Annotated in this window: 5 protein-coding genes; 2 read left to right on the top strand and 3 right to left on the bottom strand. The window is 64.9% G+C overall.

All coding sequences use genetic code 11. The features are described 5' to 3' along the window. The first annotated feature begins 234 nt into the window (after positions 1-234). Both H292_RS0109015 and H292_RS26930 read left to right on the top strand, forming a co-directional pair. On the top strand, positions 235-3,606 hold the full coding sequence (locus H292_RS0109015; protein ID WP_155949780.1) for a non-ribosomal peptide synthetase: 3,372 nt from the start codon (positions 235-237) through the stop codon (positions 3,604-3,606). A 150-nt stretch (positions 3,607-3,756) separates the two neighbouring features. Continuing rightward, on the top strand, positions 3,757-17,601 hold the full coding sequence (locus tag H292_RS26930) for a non-ribosomal peptide synthetase (RefSeq protein ID WP_020111170.1): 13,845 nt from the start codon (positions 3,757-3,759) through the stop codon (positions 17,599-17,601). A 7-nt stretch (positions 17,602-17,608) separates the two neighbouring features. On the opposite strand, the gene H292_RS0109005 is transcribed toward H292_RS26930, so the two are convergent. The 3 genes from H292_RS0109005 to H292_RS0108990 form a co-directional block, all read right to left on the bottom strand. Beyond that, positions 17,609-18,529 (bottom strand): lipase family alpha/beta hydrolase, encoded by a 921-nt coding sequence (locus tag H292_RS0109005; protein ID WP_020111169.1) that lies wholly within the window; start codon positions 18,527-18,529, stop codon positions 17,609-17,611. Between the two features lie 254 nt (positions 18,530-18,783). After that, the gene (locus H292_RS26925; RefSeq protein ID WP_020111167.1) at positions 18,784-19,680 is read right to left on the bottom strand and encodes a glycosyltransferase; all 897 of its coding nucleotides are present in this window, start codon (positions 19,678-19,680) and stop codon (positions 18,784-18,786) included. Between the two features lie 24 nt (positions 19,681-19,704). Continuing rightward, positions 19,705-20,553: an ABC transporter permease gene (locus H292_RS0108990; protein WP_027498700.1), complete on the bottom strand. Its 849-nt coding sequence runs from the start codon at positions 20,551-20,553 to the stop codon at positions 19,705-19,707.

Genomic DNA, 20,553 nt, shown 5'->3' with positions numbered 1-20,553 from the left:
CCGTATGCGGCTTGTTCGGGCGACTGTCTCAGAATCCAAAACCTCAGTGTGACTTGGCTGATGCGCTGTTCGCCGCGCGGTCGGCGGGTGTTCGCCGAACCTTTTCGTAATCGTGTTGTAATAGTTCGTCGAGTCCGGGTGAGCATGTTTCCAACGAAGCCTGCCCACGACGAACGGCGGGCGACCTGGCCACGAGGCGGCGTCCAACGAGCACGGTCGAGGGGTTGTTCACGTATGAGTTCGCGGTCCACGTCGTCGAGTGACCGAGTGAAGGGTGAACGAAAGGATCGCGGGCAACGGGGACGTAGACCGGCCCGTAGTCGGGTCACGCTGCTACCGGCGTTGCTGAGTACCGCGGTCGAACGAGATCCGAGCGCCGTCGCGATCGTCGACGGCGAGCGGACGGTCACGTACGCCGAACTCGACGCCCGGTCGTCCAGGCTGGCTCGGTACCTCATCTCCGGCGGAGTCGGCCCCGAAGTCGTGGTCGCACTCGCTCTGACTCGATCGATCGAGTCGATCGTCGCGGTGTGGGCCGTCGTCAAATCGGGAGGCGCCTTCCTTCCGGTCGACCCGTCCTACCCGGCCGAACGCATCCGCCACATGGTGACCGACTCGGGCGCGAGCCGAGGGCTCACCCTCACCGAGCATCTGTCGTCGTCCACCATGCACCCGGCCGGGCTACCGAATGCGTGCGCATGGACCGCGCTCGACGACACCGAGACGGGGGCGCGCCTGGGCGAACTGTCCGACGAGCCGGTGTCCACGAGCGAACGAACCGGTACCCTGCGTGCCGAGAACCCCGCTTATCTCATCTACACCTCCGGCTCGACGGGCACGCCGAAAGGGGTGGTGGTGACGCATGCGGGGCTGGCAGCCCTGTGCGCTCAGGCAGTGCGGACGCTCGACCTGACCCATCGTTCCCGGACACTGCATTTCACCTCACCCAGCTTCGACGTGTCGGTGTTCGACTATCTGATCGCGATCGGCTCGTCCGCAGCGATGGTGATCGCGCCTCCGGACAACTACGGCGGCGAAGAACTCGTCGAGCTGCTTCGCCGAGAACGCGTCACGCATGGCTTCTCGACCCCTGCGGCCCTGACATCGGTGGACGGTAACGGACTCGACGACCTGGAGGTTCTGGTCGTGGGAGGCGAGGACTTCGGGGCCGATCTGGTCGCACGGTGGGCACCCGGCAGGTCGCTGATCAACGGGTACGGACCCACCGAGGCCACGATCTTCGCGACGATGTCCGATCCGATCCGGGACGGTTCCCCGGTGACGATGGGCCGCCCTGTCGACGGAATGCGCGCTCACGTTCTCGACGCGCGTCTCGCGCCTGTTCCACCGGGGGTCGCTGGGGAGTTGTACCTTGCCGGACCCGGTGTGGCCAGGGGATATCACGGTCGCTCGTCGTTGACCGCGGCGCGATTCGTGGCCGACCCCCGCGATTCCGCCGGTGGACGTATGTACCGGACGGGCGACCTTGTTCGCAGTACGTCGTCCGGCGGTCTGGAGTACCTCGGCCGCAACGACTTCCAGGTGAAGATTCGCGGATTCAGAATAGAGCTCGGTGAAATAGACGCTGTCCTTCGATCTCACCCGGACGTCGATTTCTCCCTCACGACAGGCGTCGACGCCGGTGCCGGAACCACTGCGCTGGCGTCCTACGTTCTGCCCTCGAAATCCGCAGCACCCGACGCCGCTGGATTGAAGGAGTGGGCGGGCCGGTCTCTGCCGTCGCACATGGTTCCGTCGGCTGTCGTGCTGATCGATCACGTGCCGCTCACCGGTGCAGGCAAAGTGGATCGTTCTGCATTGCCGCAGCCGGAGTTCACCGCGCGTGAGTTCCGTGAACCGTCGACGTTCGCCGAGAAAGCAGTTGCCGCCGTGTATGCGGAACTGCTCGGCCGCGACCGGGTGGGCGCGGACGACAACTTCTTCGAACTCGGTGGGAACTCGCTGATCGGAACCCAGGTTGCAGCACGTGTCGGATCACGGCTCGACTGCTGCGTGCCCGCCCGGTTGTTGTTCGACGCGCCGACGGTCGCAGGTTTGGCTCGCGAAATCGCAGCGATGATCGAGAGATACGGGGAGGGCACTCGCCTGTCGGGCCACCTGGATGCGGACGCTGTCGATCTGGCTGTCTTCGACCTGGTTGCCCGCGAAAAGTCTCGTCGGACATATCACCTGGCGGACGATCCGAGACCGGATCCGGTGACCTTCGATGCTGCCGGTGCGCCGTCCACGACGACACTGCGGGCCACCCTGGTCCCGTTGTCCCCCAATCAGGAGCGGCTGTGGGAGGACAACCGTCTTTCGCAGACCCACGCGCGCAACATTCCTGTGGCCGTACGGATGCAGGGAGAACTGGACGTCTCCGCGTTGCGTGCGGCGGCACTCGATGTCGTCGACAGGCACGAGGTACTTCGAACCGTCTATCCGGATGTCGACGGTGTCGGACACCAGAAGGCAGTCGCAGCCCACGACGTTCGGCTCGACCTCGAACCGATCGACGTCGACGAGAACGACATCGCCTCCGCGGTGGAGAAGGTAGCGGCGACCCGCTTCGACGTGACCGCCGAGGTCCCTGTGCGAACCGCGGTGTTGAGGGTATCGCCGGTCGACCACGTTCTCGTTTTCGTCTTGCACCACATCGCCGGTGACGGATTCTCGATGCGTCCACTCACCACGGACGTGCTGACCGCGTACGTCTCGCGAACAGACGGCCGTACGCCCGAGTGGGAGCCGCTGCCGATCCAGTACGCCGACCATGCCCTGTGGCTTCGAAGCGTCCTGGGTGACCCCGATGATCCAGAGTCGCTGGCACACCGACAGGTCGAGTACTGGCGGTCGCGATTGGACGGCCTCGCGTCGGCCGGACGTGTCCCGACCGATCACGCACGTCCGGCGACGGTGACGACGTCGGGTGCGAATGTCGGCTTCCTGATTTCCGCGGACGTTCGTCGAACCGTGGAAACGTTGGCCGTGGAGAACAACGCATCGCTGTTCATGGCCGTACACGCTGCAGTGGCAGCAGTGCTCGGTCACGAATCGGGATCCGACGACATCGCCGTTCGAATTCCCACGGCCGGTCGAGGGCTCGCAGAACTCGACGGGCTCATCGGGAAGTTCAACAACTCGGTGGTGCTGCGAACGCGTGTCGACCCGGATACCGCGTTCACGGACCTGCTCGCGCACAGTCGCGTCGTCGACCTGAGTGCTCTGGAGCATGCAGACGTGCCCATCGACGACGTGCTGAGCCGAGTCGACACCGGTGAACTGCCCGTTCAGACGACGGTCAGTTTCCAGAACCTCGGGTGGCCCGGCTTGGAACTGCCTGGCTTGCGGATCACACCGGTCGATTTCGATTACGGGGTCAGCAAATACGAGCTTCAGCTGGTGTTTCAGGACGTGACGGGTGACGCGGGCGACGTCGCGCTGGCAGGAACCGTGCTCTATGCGACCGACCTGTTTCGCGAAGAAACGGCGGAACGACTGGCAGCCGGCGTCTCACGTCTTCTCGACGCCGTGTCGATCGACCCGTCCGTGACCATCGGCGAGGCCCTCGCACCGTCGGTTCCCGGTGCGACCAGAGGAGACTGACGGTCAGGGAAGTTTCACAAAACGCCCAGCCCCGACCGGAGACGACGCGTTCGTCACAGTATCGTGGGCAAGGTAGACCGCTCTTGATTGTTCGGCACGCGAACACCGCGGTACCGAACATTCGATCGAGGGTGGGGAGGATTGCACCACATGGTTGTCGATCCCGACCACAGCCTGCCCCTCTCGGTCACCGACGTTCGCAGGCTCGTCACGTCCGTCGCGCACGCGGAGGCCGATCGTCCCGCCCTCGTGTTCGACGGTGTGACCGTCCGATTCGGTCAGCTGGCCGAGGCAGTGGACCGGCTGGACTCCAGCATGGGTGGAGTCCTCGGACCGGACGCGCTGTTCGCTCTGGTCCTGGGAGACCTGCTTCCCGCGACCTTCCAGTCCGACGAGGGTGCGTTCGACCGCGTTCTCACCGAGCTCGCCGCCTCGCTGTCCCGTCTCGTCGCCGCCCCCGAGTTCGACGGCGACGATGTCCGGCCGTCCGGCACGTTGCTCGACGAATTCGACGCTGTCGTGGAGAGCACACCGGACAGCCCTGCGGTGCGGTTTCGAGACCAGGTGTTGAGCTACGGAGAGCTGGATCGGAGAGCCGAGCAGGTGGCACGTCACCTCGTGTCGCTGGGTGCCGGGCCCGACCGAACCGTGGGCGTGGCCATGCATCGGTCGGTCGAGTTGATCGTGGCAATGTACGGAATCGTCAAGTCCGGCGCCGCCTATCTACCGTTGGACCCCGATCATCCGCGCGAGCGGCTCGACTACATCGTCGACGTCGCCGAGCCGGTACTGATCGTCACCGAGGACACCATCGCCCACCGGCTGCCGTCCGAAGTGCCCGTCGTCGATGTTCGAACCCTCCTGACCCACGGTTCCGACGCCCGTGACGGGGATCTGTCGGGACCGGCGCCGGACGACCTGGCCTATGTGATCTTCACGTCCGGATCGACCGGTCGGCCGAAAGGCGTCGGGGTCTCGCACCGCGCAATCGCCGCGAACCTGCACTGGCGACAGCGCCTGTACCGGCTGAACGCGCGGGACGTCGTCCTGCAGAAGACACCGTTCACCTTCGACGTGTCGGTATGGGAGTTCTTCTGGCCGCTGCAAGTGGGTGCGACGCTCGTCGTCGCGGAGCCGGGTGGGCACACCGACCCCGAATACCTTGCGAAGACCATCCGGTCCACCGACGTGACCGTCGCGCATTTCGTCCCGTCGATGCTGGCGGTGTTCGTCGATGTCGTCGGCGTAGAGGATATTTCGAGTCTCAGATACCTCTTCGCGTCGGGCGAAGAGCTCGGTGCCGCCACCGCAGCACGGTTCGCATCGCTGTCGGCTGCCGAGCTGCACAACCTGTACGGGCCGACCGAGGCCGCCGTCGACGTGACCGCGCACCACGTGACGGGGGCAGGCGACGGACCTGTACCCATCGGCGTAGCTGCCGACGACACCGAGCTGTATGTACTCGACGGTGCACTCGGCCCCGTGCCCGATGGGACGGTCGGAGAGTTGTACCTCGCCGGTATTCAACTGGCACGCGGATACGTCGGAAAATCGCAGCTCACTGCGGATCGGTTCGTGGCCGACCCATTCGGTTCAGGTCGACGCATGTATCGCACCGGGGACCTGGTCAAGTGGACCGACGGCGGGGTTCTGGTCTACCTCGGCCGCAGTGACTCCCAGGTCAAACTCAGCGGACTGCGGATCGAGCTCGGCGAAGTGGAAACCGTTCTGCAGCAGGATCCCTCCGTGCTTCAATGCGCGGTGATCGTGCGCGGCGACCGCCTGGTCGGATACGTGGTGCCGACGAGATCGTCCGAATTCGACGAGGAGGCGGCGACGGCCAGGCTGAAGGCGGTGCTTCCGGCGTACATGGTGCCGAGTGCCCTGGTGGAACTGGACGCGATGCCACTCGGACACTCCGGCAAACTCGATCGGCGAAGCCTTCCTGACCCCCCGGCCGAACGAACCGCCTTCCGCGCACCGGAATCCGACACGGAAATCGGTGTCGCGGAGGAGTTCGAGGTGCTCCTCGGTGTATCCGGCGTCGGGCTGGACGACGACTTCTTCGCCCTCGGTGGGAACTCGTTGGCGGCGACGCGTGCGGTGTCCCGTGTGAATTCTCGATTCGGCGTACGCACCGCCGTCCGTGACTTCTTCGACAACGCGACCGTGGAACAGTGGGCGACGGTCGTCGAGTTCGCCGCCGGTTCCGGGCCCGACGGCACCGCCGTGCTCGGGCGTCTGCCGGTGACCTACCCCGTCCCGCTCTCGGCTGCCCAACAACGAATGTGGTTCTCGGCCAGGCTCGACAGCGAGTCCGCCGCCGACAACATCGTGCTGGCGCTCGAACTGCGCGGGCCGCTGGATCCGACTGCTCTGACGGCAGCTGTCGGTGACGTGGTCGCTCGCCAGGCGGTACTGCGGACCACCTACCCGGAGGTCGACGGGACAGGCACCCAATCGGTGGCCGATCCAGGGCATGCCCCGATCGATCTGAGCGTCGTCGACGCGGATCCGTCGTCGGTGATGCGTCACCTGGAGCGGGCCGCCACGACGCCGTTCGACGTCACGGCCGCGCCGCCGTTCCGAGTCAGGTTACTGCGCACGGCATCCGAGCATCACGTCTTGATCTTCGTGGTCCATCACATCGCAGCCGACGGCTTCTCCATGCGCCCTCTTGCGTCGGATGTCACGGAAGCGTACGTCTCGCGCCTCGCTGGGCACGCGCCCGAGTGGATACCGCTACCGGTGCAGTACACGGACTACACGGTGTGGCAGCGAGCGCTGCTCGGGGCATCCGACGATCCGACGTCACTGGCTGCGGCTCAGGAAAGGTTCTGGTCGACGACACTCGCCGGTGCGCCGGAGGAGACGATCGTCCCGACGGACAGGCCGCGAGGGCCAGTTCGGTCGGGATCGGGTGGACGTAGTTCCCGACGTCTCGATGCAGCCGTCCATCGGCGAATCGTCGAACTCGCCGGACGCCGGGGCGTCACTCCGTTCATGGTGGTGCACGCCTGCATCGCAGTGTTGTTGGCGCGGATGTCCGGTGAATCGGATGTCGTCGTGGGTACACCGGTTGCCGGCCGCGGTGAGACCGATCTCGACGCAGTCGTCGGCATGTTCGTGAACACGCTGGTGCTGCGGACGCCGGTGGACTCGTCGGCGACCTTCGACGACGTGTTGGCCCGAGTACGCGAGGTGGACCTGTCCGCGTTCGCTCACGCGGACCTTCCGTTCGACCGTGTGGTGGAGATACTGGACCCACCTCGTTTCTCTGGACGTCACCCGTTGTTCCAGGTGTTGTTGACCTTCCAGGACGGAGGCCGCGCGACCGTACAGGCGTCCGGACTTGCGTTGTCGCCCGTGGAGGTCGCCGTCCATGCCGCCAGATTCGACCTCGAACTGGTCTTCTCCGAAAGCTACTCCAGCTCCGGTGACCCGAACGGCATCGAATTCTCCATCACGTACGCGCGCGACATCTTCGATACGTCGACCGTCGACGCGCTGGCCGCTCGCGTTCGTCTTCTCCTCGACGTGGTGTCCGAGGATTCGACGGCGGTCGTCGGCGACATCGCTCTGATCGATGCCGCCGAGCGCCGCTGGTTGATCGACGAGATCAATTCGACCCATCACGAGTTCGACGAGACGTCGACGTTGGTGTCGATGTACGCTGCGCGCGCGGCAGCGTCGCCCGATGCCGACGCTCTGACGTGCGACGACGTCACTCTGACCTATCGGGAGTTCGACGCACGCGTGAACACGCTTGCGCGGTACCTGATCTCGCGAGGCGTCGGTCCGGAAACGAGAGTCGCGGTCTCGATGCATCGCTCCTTCGACCTCTTCGTGGCCATTTACGCCGTGCAGGCAGCTGGTGCTGCATACGTCCCGATGGATCCGGATCAGCCTGGAGAGCGGCAGCGGCACATCGTCACGGCGTCGAACGCTGTGCTGGTGCTGTCGAGGAACGAGGACCTTGTCGGCGCGTCGATCTCGAGCCAGGCGCTCGAAGCATCGAGTGTCCCGGTGGTGTCCGTGGACGAGATCGACCTGCGCGCCTTCTCGCCCGGACCGCTGACCGACGCCGATCGTCTCGGTACGCTCACCGCGGCGAACACTGCCTACGTTCTCTTCACGTCGGGATCGACGGGTGCCCCCAAGGGGGTGTCGGTCGACCACCGCGCCATCGTGAATCGGCTCGTCTGGATGCAGGAACAATACGGGTTGACCCGAGAGGACGTCGTCCTGCACAAGACTCCGGTGACGTTCGACGTGTCGGTGTGGGAGTTGTTCTGGCCGTTGCACATCGGTGCTCGAACGGTGATCGCGCGTCCGCACGGCCACCGTGATCCGAACTACCTGGCCTCGCTCCTGTCGTCCCAGCAAGTAACGGTCCTGCACTTCGTACCGTCGATGGCCGCCGTGTACGCCTCCGATAGGGCACCGGCGAACGTCGCGCCGCGATGGGTGTTCTGCTCGGGAGAAGCCCTGCCGTCCGCAACGGCATCGTCGCTGCAGACGGCACTGCCGGGTGCACGCGTGGTCAACCTGTACGGCCCCACGGAGGCTGCCGTCGACGTGACCCACCACGAGTTCTCCGACACCGACACCGACGGCGTACCGATCGGACGTCCCGTGTTCAACACTCGTGTGCACGTGCTCGATCCGAGGTTGCACCCGGTCCCCGTGGGTGGGCAAGGGGAGTTGTACCTCGGCGGCGTGCAACTCGCGCGCGGATACTCGAATCAGCCGGACCTGACGGCTGACCGGTTCGTCGCCGACCCGTTCTCGATCGACGGGGCGAGGCTCTATCGCACGGGTGACGTCGTACGGATGCGCACCGACGGCGAGCTGGAATACCTCGGCCGCTCGGACTTTCAAGTCAAGCTGCGAGGGTTGCGCATCGAACTCGGGGAGATCGAGAACGTTCTTCTCCGCGACGGCTCGGTCCACCACGCCGTGGTGGATGTGCGAGGTGACAGGCTCGTTGCCTACATCGTCCCCTCGCACGGGTCGTCCGTGGACACCGAACGGCTGCGGGATGTGGCCGGGCGGGTACTGCCCGAATACATGGTTCCGTCGGCGTTCCTCGTGATCGGCGAGCTCCCGCTCGGACCGTCGGGCAAACTGAACAGGCGAGCGCTGCCGGAGCCGATGTTCGAGCGCACAGAGTTCACCGAGCCGCGTACTCGCGCCGAGCACGTAGTCGCCGAGGTCTACAGCAGCCTCCTGCGTGTCGATCGAGTCGGGCGCGACGACGAATTCTTCTCTCTCGGTGGCAACTCGCTTCTCGCCACTCAGGTGACCGCCCGGGTCGGCGTAGAACTCGACGTCGACCTCGATGTCCGCGCCGTGTTCGACGCACCGTCGGTGGCTGCCCTGGCAGCAGTGATCGATCGCAGCGTCGGGAAGAAGCGGCGCGCACCCCTGACGGCGCGCACACGTCCGGAACGAATACCGCTGTCCCTTGCGCAGCAACGAATGTGGTTCCTGGATCAGTTCGAACCGGACTCCGCCGCCTACAACATTCCCATCGTCGTCCGTCTCACCGGTGAGCTGAACGAGACAGCCCTCCGAACGGCCATCGACGACATCCGTGAACGCCACGAAACGCTACGCACCGTGTATCCGGATGTGGACGGTGTCGGCCACCAACGAATTCTGCGTATCGACGAGAGCCCGTTCGAGCTCGGTGTGGACACCTGCACCGAGAACGACGCGCTCGGACGCATCCGCGTGCTGGTGAACACGAGTTTCGCGCTGTCCGAAGCTCCGCCGTTCCGTGCCCATCTGTTCCGAGTCGGCGATACCGAAGGAATCCTCGCGGTCGTCGTCCACCACATCGCCGCCGACGGTTTCTCCATCGGTCCCCTCATGCGAGACATCGTGTACGCATACGCGGCACGAGTCGGAGGTCGGACACCGATGTGGGAGCCGATGAAGGTGCAGTACGCCGACTTCTCGGTGTGGCAGCGCGAGGTCCTCGGGGAGGAGAACGATCCGGAATCTCTGGTTCGCACGCAGATCGACTACTGGAAGCGGCGTCTCGCAGGGAGCCCCGAGCAGCTGGACCTACCGACCGACCGTCCTCGCCCGGTCGTGCAGTCCGAGCGCGGTGCCGTTCACCGCTTCGCGATCGGCGGTGCATTGCATCGCGCCGTCGTCGCGCTGGGCCTCGACGTGGGATGCACGCCGTTCATGGTCGTGCACGCAGCGTTCGCGATTCTGTTGGCACGTGCGGCGGCAACGGAAGACGTCACGATCGGAACGCCGATCGCAGGCCGTGGTGAGCGTGCGCTGGACGATGTGATCGGCATGTTCGTCAACACGCTCGTGCTCAGATCCGAGATCCGTCCCTCGGACACCGTGAGGCACGTGCTCGCGTCGACGCGCGAATCCGACCTCGACGCGTTCGCGAACTCGGACCTTCCGTTCGAGCGGCTGGTGGAGATACTCGATCCGACGAGGTCGACGGCGAGACAACCTCTGTTCCAGGTGATGCTCGCGTTCCAGAATCTCGAACGCACAAGCGTCGAGCTCCCGGAGATCCGCGCCGCGGGCGTCGAACTGGAAACCGGGCTGTCGAAGTTCGATCTGTACCTGACCATGTCGGAGGATTTCGACCGTTCCGGCGAACCCGCAGGAATGTCGGCTCAGTTCCTCTACCTGACCGAGCTGTTCGACGAAGACACCATCGCCGCAGCCGGACGGCGATTCGTCCGAATACTCGAGGCCATGGTCACCGATCGGTTCGCGGTCGTCGGTGACATCGACCTTCTCGACGACCACGAGACGACATCGGTTCTCACCGAATGGAACCGAACCGCGGTCGCTGCCCGCGAGGACATGCTCCTCGATCGATTCCGCCGGGTTGCCCAGAGGTCTCCCGATTCGATTGCGATTCGCCACGGTGACCACGAGATCTCCTACGCACAGTTCTCCGATCAGGTGAAGGCGCTGTCTCGGACGCTGCAACACGCAGGTGTCGGACCGGAGACCACCGTCGGTGTGGCAGTGTCACGGTCTTTCGAGTCGGTCCTCGCGGTGTACGCCGTGCTCGATGCCGGCGGTGCCTACGTACCGATCGATCCGCAGCAACCGATCGAGCGCCTGCACTACGTTCTGGAGGCGTCCGAAGCCGCAGTCGTTCTCGTCGACGGTGCTGCGTCGAGCGTGGAGTTGTCGAAGGCGACAACCGGGGTCGTCACCATCGACGTGCACCACACGGTCGAGAGCGAACCGAACGCGACTGTGTCGGTCCATCGACACCATCCGGACGTCGCGGCGTACGTGATCTTCACGTCCGGGTCGACCGGCAGGCCGAAGGGTGTGGTGGTCAGCCACCGCGCCGTCGTCAATCGGCTGGACTGGATGCAGCAGTGCTATCCACTGGGCACCGACGATGTCGTGGTCCACAAGACTCCGCTGACGTTCGACGTGTCTGTGTGGGAGCTGTTCTGGCCGCTCGGGATCGGGGCGACGCTGGTGATCGCGGATGCGGACGGTCACCGCGACCCCACCTATCTTGCACGGCTGATCGAGACGCACTCCGTCACCGTCGCGCACTTCGTACCGTCGATGCTCGCGGTGTTCACCGCTCATCCGGACGCGCGGTCGGCGCGAAGGCTGCGGCGGATCTTCGCATCCGGAGAAGCGCTCCCCGCTGCCACAGTGCGTGCGACATCGGAAATTCTGGCTGGAACCGACCTCGTCAACCTGTACGGACCCACCGAGGCCGCCGTCGATGTCACCCGGTACGACATCGTCGACTCCGCTGCGCCGACCGTACCCATCGGCCGGCCGGTCTCGAACACCCGTGTGTACGTGCTCGATTCGCGCTTGAACCCGGTATGGCCCGGTGTCGTGGGGGAGTTGTATCTGGCAGGGGTACAACTCGCCAGAGGCTATGCGACGAGACCGACACTGACTTCCGAGAGGTTCGTCGCCGACCCGTTCGATTCGACGGGCGGACGACTCTATCGGACTGGAGATCTGGTGCGGTGGAACCCCGTCGGTGAACTCGACTACGTGGGCCGCAGCGATTTCCAGGTGAAACTTCGAGGCCAGCGCATCGAATGCGGTGAGGTCGAGGCTGCAGTGCTCACTCATCCCAACGCTCGCCAGGCCGTCGTGGTACTGCACACCGACGCAATCGTCGGTGACTCCTTGGTGGCGTACGTCGTACCCGAGGACGGGGCGAGCATCGACGCAGCGGACATCCGTGCGGCTACTGCGCGCTTCGTCCCCGACTACATGGTTCCGACGTCGATCGTCGTCGTCGACCGGCTGCCGGTCGGTCCGAACGGCAAGCTCGACCGTCGGGCGCTGCCCGCGCCCGCGGTCCAGGTGCGGACGCACAGGGCGCCGTCGACTCCCGTCGAGGAGATCGTCGCCTCGACCTACTCGGACATGCTCGGCGCACCCCGAGTGGGTCTGGACGACGATTTCTTCGCCCTGGGCGGGAACTCGCTGATCGCAACCCAGGTGGTGGCGCGGTTGGGAGCAGAGCTGTCCACCGACGTTCCCCTTCGGATGTTGTTCGACGCTCCGGGAGTCGAGGTCCTCGCAGGACGAATCGAGCGGGAGACCACGCGGTCGGTCCGAGGCGTTCTGGCGCGACGACCGGACCACGACACCCCGGCTCCGCTGTCCCTACCGCAGCAACGCATGTGGTTCCTCAACCGACTCGATCCTCGTTCGGCAGCGAACAACGTGCCCGCGCTGATCCGGATAACAGGAAACCTCGACGTCGGAGCCCTGGTCGAGGCCTTTCACGACGTCACGACCCGACACGAGATCCTACGGACGCGCTACCCCGACGTCGACGGGGTCGGCTTCCAGTTCGTCGAACCCCACCGTTCGGTTGCACTACGTGTGGAGGACAGTGACTCCGCGTCGACTACCGCGCGAGTCCTCGAGATGGTGTCTCGTGGATTCGACGTGACCGAGACGGTTCCCGTACGCGCGGTTCTGCTGCGGGAGTCCGCAGACGAGCACGTCCTCGTCGTCGTCGCCCACCACATCTCCGTGGACGGATTCTCGGTAGGTCCGCTCACCCGGGACCTGGCGCGCGCGTACGCAGCTCGGGCGACCGGCAACGAACCCGCATGGGATCCTCAGCCCCTGCAGTATGCGGACTTCGCAGTCTGGCAGCGCAATTTCGTCGGCTCCGAAAACGATCCCGCATCGCCCGCGTCGCGTCAGATCGACTACTGGGTCCGGCAGCTGTCGGACGTGCCTGCCGAAATCGAGTTGCCGCGCAGCAGTTCTCGCGCGACGACGACGGCCGCTGCCGAGGAACGGGCAGGCGCCGTCGTCGTGTCCATCGATCGGTCGACGCGAGATGCGGTGGCAACGTACGCCAGAGGCGTCGGGGCAACTCCGTTCATGGTCATGCACGCCGCCCTCGCCGTGGTGTTGTCGCGAATGTCCGCCAACGAGGACATCACCGTCGGAACCGTTGTCGCGGGTCGTGGGGACAGTCGCCTCGACGAGATGATCGGTATGTTCGTCAACACTCTCGTTCTGCGCACCCGGGTCGATCCGGCCGCGAACTTCGACCGGTTCGTGGCCGACGTACGTGAAACCGATCTGTCCGCGTTCGCCAACGCCGACGTGCCGTTCGAGCGAATCGTCGATGTGACGGATCCGCACCGAATCCGCGGCAGACACCCGCTCTTCCAGGTGATGTTCGTGTTCCAGAACCTCGCTCGGATCGACTTGGAGTTGCCCGACCTGACCATCAGCGGGGTGGAATTCGATTCCGTCGAGGCGAAATTCGATCTGCAGGTGACGGTGGCCGACGCCTACGACGCCGGTGACGTGGCCGGGTGGGACGTCGAATTCGTGTACGCCGCGGATGCACTGGATCGAGCCACGGTGCAGCGCATCGCCGACGCCTACGCACGTGCTGCGTCCGCGCTCGTGGAGCAGGCGCACGAGCCGCTGGGGGACGTGACGCTGCTTCCGGCTGCGGAGCTGGAGCTCGCACTCGTCACCGAGACAACCGACGACCCGATGCCGTCCGCATTCTCCACGTTGGTCGACCGGTTCCATGCCATGGCCGGAGAGGTACCCGATCGCGTTGCACTGCGTGACGGGGGCAGATCCTGGACTTACCGAGATGTCGCGGCGAAAGCGAACGTGATCGCTCGCGAACTGATCGCGCTGGGTGCACGCCCGGAAGCTACGGTCGCTGTGTCGCTGCCCCGATCGGCGGACCTCGTGGTCGCGCTGCTCGCCGTGGTCACCTCGGGCGCCGCGTACCTCCCCATCGATCCGGACCACCCGGACGATCGGGTTCGTTTCGTCCTCGACGATTGCGCCCCGGTCGCGGCCGTGTACCAGGGCGTCGACTCACGCTTCGGTGGACTGCCTGCCGTCGACATGGCGGCTGTCGCTCCTACCGCGGCCGAGGTGGATCGGCGCTCCGAGGCGACAGTGACCGATGCAGAACGGCATTCGTCGTTGCGTCGTTGGTCGCTCGCGTACGTCATCTACACGTCGGGATCGACGGGGCAGCCGAAAGGCGTCGGAGTCACCCATGACAACGTGCTGACCCTCTTCGAGAAGACGAACGACGTCTTCGAGTTCGGAGCGACCGACGTCTGGACGATGTTCCACTCGTTCGCATTCGATTTCTCCGTGTGGGAGATGTGGGGAGCCCTCCTTCACGGCGGCACGCTCGTCGTGGTCGATCACTACACCGCTCGTTCTCCCGAGGTGTTTCGGGAACTACTCGCCTCCGAGCGTGTCACAGTTCTCAATCAGACGCCGTCGGCGTTTCAACGGTTGGTCGACGTGGACACCGAGTCGTCGACGGAACTCGTTCTCCGGCACGTGTTGTTCGGGGGAGAAGCGCTCGAACCGAGGCGTCTGCGCACGTGGTTCGGCAGGCACGGCGACGGCGAAGCCCGTGGTCCTGCACTGTTCAACCTGTACGGAATCACGGAGACGACGGTGCATGTCACTGTCCGGCGAATCGCTGCATCCGACGTCGAGTCCGGCTCGATAATCGGGATGCCGATTGCGGGCCTGTCCGTACACGTACTCGATCGTCGCCTGCATCCCGTGCCGGTAGGCGTCGAAGGCGAACTCTACGTGGGTGGCTCTCAAGTGACCCGCGGCTATCTGGAACGACCGGGCTTGACAGCGACGCGTTTCGTAGCAAACCCCTTCGGGGACAACGGCGAACCTCTCTATCGCACCGGTGACCGGGTCCGATGGGTGGTCTCCGGGAAGACCGGCGAGCTCGAATTCTCGGGTCGAGCCGATCAACAGGTCAAGGTCCGTGGTTACCGTATCGAACTCGGTGAGGTGGAAGCAGCGACTGCGGCCCATCCCTCGGTAGCCACAGCGGTTGCCGTCGTGCGGGAGGACCCACCGCTCGGGCCTCGGGTCGTCGCGTACTTCGTACGTGCGGCCGGTGCGTCTCGCGACCTCGACTCGATCCGTCGAACCGTAGGAGAACGACTGCCCGACTACATGATTCCGTCCGGTTTCGTCGAACTCGAAGATCTGCCCCTCACCGTCAACGGCAAGCTCGACCGGCGCGCACTGCCTGCACCGACCGTCGTCGACACGGCGTACCGCGCCCCGTCCACCGCCGTGGAAGAAGCGGTGGCGGAGGCATTCTCGGCCGTCCTCGGTAACGACCGGGTCGGCTCGGACGACGACTTCTTCGCGCTGGGCGGCAACTCGTTGGTCGCGACCCAGGTCACCGCCCGACTGGGCGCGGCTCTGGACACCGAGGTCGACCTACGAGCGCTGTTCGAAGCGCCCACGGTGTCGGCTCTCGCGGCGAGGATCGCGTCCCAGGTCGGGACGGGCAGGCGTCGAACACTGGTGTCTCTCGGTAGACCCGACACGCTTCCGCTCTCCCCGGCGCAGCAACGCATGTGGCTGCTCGCTCGACTCGACCCGACGTCCACGGACTACAACATCGCGTTCGCGCTGCGAGCGAGCGGCACCCTCGACGTCCACGTCCTGCGTCGGGCCGCAGACGACGTCGTCGGTCGCCACGAAACCCTGCGAACGTACTATCCCGACATCGACGGCGTCGGCACGCAGGTCGTTCTTCCACGCGCGGATGCAGCAATCGACTTCGTGTTCGAAGAGATCTCGGGTGACGACGTCGTCGATCGTGTACGCGAGATACTCGCGACCCCGTTCGACGTCACCGCGTCGGTCCCGGTGCTCCTGCGTGTTCTCGAGGTGACGCCCACCGAGCACGTCATGGTGTTCGTCACCCACCACGTCGCAGCTGACGGTTTCTCGATGGCACCGCTGACGCGCGATCTGCTGATCGCGTACAACGCACGCATTCGCGGCACGGAGCCGTCGTGGACACCGCTCGACGTTCAGTATGCGGACTACGCGCTGTGGCAGCTCGAGGCGCTGGGGTCGACCGACGACCCGGACTCGCTGGTGTCACGGCAGGAGTCGTACTGGAGGACTGCACTGGACGGACTGCCCGAGCAGCGGGGTGTGCCCGTCGACCGAGCACGGGGCGTGGGCGTCGGTCGAGTCGGTGCCGAGTACCGCTTCGTCGTCGACGCGGACTTGCGGTCGGCCCTCGACACGCTGGCTCGTCGTCATGGCGTGACGCTGTTCATGACACTGCACGCTGCCCTCGCCGTTGTTGTGGCCAGACTGTCCGGCGATGCCGACATCGCCGTGGGGACACCGGTTGCGGGACGCGGGGACTCGGCCCTCGACGACATGGTGGGGATGTTCGTCAACACCGTGGTCCTGCGAACACCGCTCGACGGATCCGAGACCGTCGGCGACGTGCTTGCCCTGGTGCGCGAGACCGACCTGAATGCGTTCTCGCACGCCGATGTGCCGTTCGATCGCATCGTCGACATGCTCGACCCACCGCGATCGAGGTCTCGATCGCCGTTCTTCCAGGTGCTGCTCGCACTACAGAATCACGCGACCACCGTTCTCGAACTTCCGAATCTGGCCGTGTCCGCACTCGAGGCGGAAGAACACGTCGCGAGATACGACCTTCAGTTCGTGTTCTCGGATGCGGTTGCATCCGATGGGCGAGCCGAATCCGCGTGCTCGTTGATCTATGCGACCGACCTGTACGACGAGTCCACGGTGGTCCACGTCGCCGAGGTGTTGTTGTCGGTTCTGCGTTCGTTCGGGATCGCCGACGACGCCGTCGTCGGCGACATCGAGATCGCCCAGCCCGCCCCGCCTCCACCCGAGCCCCGCGATGCCGACTCGAGCCTGGCCGCCCAGCGCACGATGGCGGCGATGTTCGACGCAGCGGTCGAAGCGGAACCGGGTGCGCCGATGATCGTCGACATAGACGGCGAGCAGTCCTACGTCCGGACTTCGGACCACGTCGCGCAGTTGGCCCGCTTGCTGATGTCCGAGGGCGTCGGCCGGGGGACACCCGTGACGATCCATCTCCCGTTCTCCGAGCAGGGCGTCTGCGCAATCCTTGCTGTCTGGTCAGCCGGAGGCGCGGTGTCTCTCGACGCCGGCGAGGTCGCGGTCGGTGTAGGTTTCTCGGATCCGTCCGGCTCGGCGCTTCCCTGGATCTCCGTCGACGACGCGAGCCTGTCCGGCCGATCGACGCGGCCGGTCGACCGGGGCGTACGAGGCTTCGGTATCGACCCCGACGACACGGCCGTCATCTCCGGCGGGGAAGTGGTCACGCACCATCGGCTGGCGCAGTCGGCGTCGACGTCAGGGCGAACCTTCGCCGTCGACCACGAGGCACGCCTGCTGACCGTCGATCGTGACGCACGCTCGGTGACTCGGCCAGATCGACGACACTTCCTCGGGGATCGCGACGTCCTGACGGTGGCCGTCGCGGCCGCGACGGGAGCTGCGCTCGTGATGGACGACCGGAGTGCCCAGGTGCCCGACCTCATCGACGACACTTGGGCAACGCACGTCGTTCACGGCAGTGGCGCCGACGTGGACCTCGGTGGGACGGATGTCGTGGACGTGGTCATCGACCACCCGTGGGCGCAGTAGCGGCGGGTCAGGACTGTGGAGCGCACTCCAAGGGGTGCGAGTCCGGGTACGTGGGATCCAACGCGCGACTGATCATGTAGAACACATCCGGATCACGCGTCAGACCCATGTGCGACGCCGTGTTGCCGGGGCAGATGTCCTGGACCCACTCGTTCTTCACCTGGCCGGTACCGCCGTCGTTCAGGAAGGTTCGCTCCGGAGGCGTCACGACCTCGTCCTTGCGGGTTGCGATCACGGTGTACTCGACACCGGGCATGACTTCGCTACCGGCGTTGAGCTTCTTCAACAAGGGCGAACCGATGAGCTGTTGTGTGCCCGCGATTCCGAACACCAGTTGCGACGTCAGATCGCGGGGAAGCCCGAACGATGCCGCGAGGAGGTACAGCTGCTGCAGCCCGTTGAAGCTGGTTCCGTGGTTGGTGGCGCCGAGAGTGATGACCTGGTTCACCTTGCTGCGCGACGCGTCGGATGCATCGGCACCACCGTTGAACTTGAGGTACTGCCGCGAGACCGTGCCTCCCTGCGAATGTCCGACGAGATCGACCTGGGAAGCGCCGGTGCTCGACAGGACCAAGTCGACGAATTGGCCGAGCTCGCTCGCTGACTGCTCGATGTCGTCGATTCCCCAGACGAGGCGACTGTGGTCCCACATCACCGGCATCGCGCCGTAGTTGAGAGCGAACACGCAGTAGCCCTGACCAGCGAGCTCGGGCGAAAGTTTCGGCCAGCTCTCCTGCATGTCGGTGTCGGTTCCGTGGACCAGGATGACCGGGCGAGGATGCGCTTCGGAGGGCTTGCACGAGAAGTCGTTCGCGCCTTCGGGAGGCGTACCCATGCGCTCCAGGGACAACGGCTCCGGTTCGACTCCCGGCTGCGCGGACGCAGTCGGTGCGCCGATCACAGCAGCGAGTCCGACCAGGGCACACATTGAAACGAGTGCACGTAGTGACCGCGTCGTGAAGAAAGCTCGGCCGCGTCGTACGCATGCGTTCAACTGCTTGCTCCTTGTTGGTTGGTCCACTGCGGTTCGTCCATCCCCTGCAGTTTGCTTCAGGTCGCTTCGACCAGTTCTGTGTCCAGCAGAAGCGCGTCCGATGCCGTCATCGGAGAGAGCGACAATTGTCGCCCGTCGGATCGGCACATCTACCCAGCATTACGAGACATGCGGGTAAATGCAAATGGCTACCAGCCGAAAGTGTGATATTTCAAGCCTCCACGCACCTCACCGGCATGCGCGGCAACCGCTCGTGCCCATTGGCCGCGTGAAACTTTGGTGACGAATGAGGGAACCAGAGGATTTCCCAGTATCAGTAGCGTCCACCAGTAAGCGACCCGCCGAACGCTGACCGGAGGGCAGCCTCGGGCGCGGTATTCGCCCTGCAGCCTCGCGAATCCGTACCCCAGCTTGTAGGACTGCCGAAGCAATGGCCGCAACTCTTCGCGCAGCCTGTAGGCGACCTCGGCCACCGGTAGGAATCCGAAGGTGTACCCGGCCAATTGTGCTCGCCAGCAGAACTCGACGTCCTCGCTGGCGTGATAGGAGGTGTCCATCCCTCCCAGGTCACGCCACACGCCCGTCCAGGCCCCCATGCTGGCGCCGATGGCGTGAGGCAGAAACGTGGTCCGTCCCTGCCGCTCGGCGGGCATGGACGGCGTCCAGGACATTGCCTTCGCGGTGTTGATTCCCGCGGTCTCCACAGCCGTTCCGACGACGTCAAAATCCTGCGCGAAGCCGACAAGTGAACTGATCCAGTTCTCGTGGACTATGTCGTCCGCATCACAGAAGGCGAGAAATTCGCCCGACGCGTGCCGTGCGCCGCAGTTTCGGGCGAACGACACACCTGCCTGCTCGGAAGCGTCGATGTACTGAATTTTCATACGAGTATTGAGCGAATGGTCGGATATGTGGCGCCTCAGTAAATCGCCGACTCCGTTGTCGGCTACTACGACTTCGAATTCCCCCGAATAATTTTGCTGTGCCAATCCGTCGAGTTGTTCGTCGAGTTGGCTGATAATTCCATTCATCGGAATTACGACGGAAACAGTCGGGCGAACAGTTCGGTGCGCGTCGATTGTCATATCGACAGCATAAAAGAAAACTGCTCAGGCGGAACTGGACGCCTGACGGTAACCGCGGATGGCCGGGTAGAGGAACACGATCACCAGACCGAAGGACCACGCGAGAGTCTGCAGGACGGGCGTCAGTGTCGGTCCGCCCAGAGCGAAGGCACGCATCGCATCCACCGCACACGACATGGGCTGCGCTGCAACCACAGGCTGCAGCCAAGTCGGGTACGCCGCCACCGGCACGAACCCGGAGTTGAAGAAGAGCAGCAGAGTGCACAGAATCGAGACCAACTCGACCAGCGGCGCGTCTCGTGACACGGTGGCCAGAAACGTCACCAGGACCGCGAACCCGATCCCGAACGCGATGGGTAGAAGCACGAGGCCCAGTCCGGCCAGCAAGCCCTGGTTGAGCCGGAATCCGAGCGCGAACCCCATGGCGATGATCACCAGCGTGGTCACGAACACACGCACGGCCTCGGCCATCATCCGACCCACCAATCCGGCTGCACGGTGGGTGGGCAGAGTCCAGAAACGCGGCAGCAACCCGTTCATGCGTTCTTGCTTGAGGCCCACTGCACTGACGATGGAGCCGAACATTGCGCCGATGAGCACGATGAGAGGCACCTGGCCGTACACGGCGGGCTGCCCGGTGGCCATCGAAATCGAGTCCCCGAGTACCACTCGGAACATCAGAAGCATCAATGCCGGGTAGAGCATGGCCTGAATCATGGTCGTAGGGTCTCTCGACCAACGCTTGAGCAAGCGAGTGCACTGGATGGTGCTGTGGACGAACAGAGCACGTGCCGACGACTCCGGCAGCATCGTCGTGGGCTCCGGAAACCCGAACGTCTCACGGGTAGCGGCGCGCGGCTGAATGTCGGTCAT

The sequence above is a fragment of the Rhodococcus sp. 114MFTsu3.1 genome (assembly GCF_000383555.1).
Taxonomy (GTDB): Bacteria; Actinomycetota; Actinomycetes; order Mycobacteriales; family Mycobacteriaceae; genus Rhodococcoides; species Rhodococcoides fascians_E.
The sequence above is the reverse complement of the archived record's forward strand: the minus strand, read 5'-3'. Positions and strand labels throughout refer to the sequence as shown.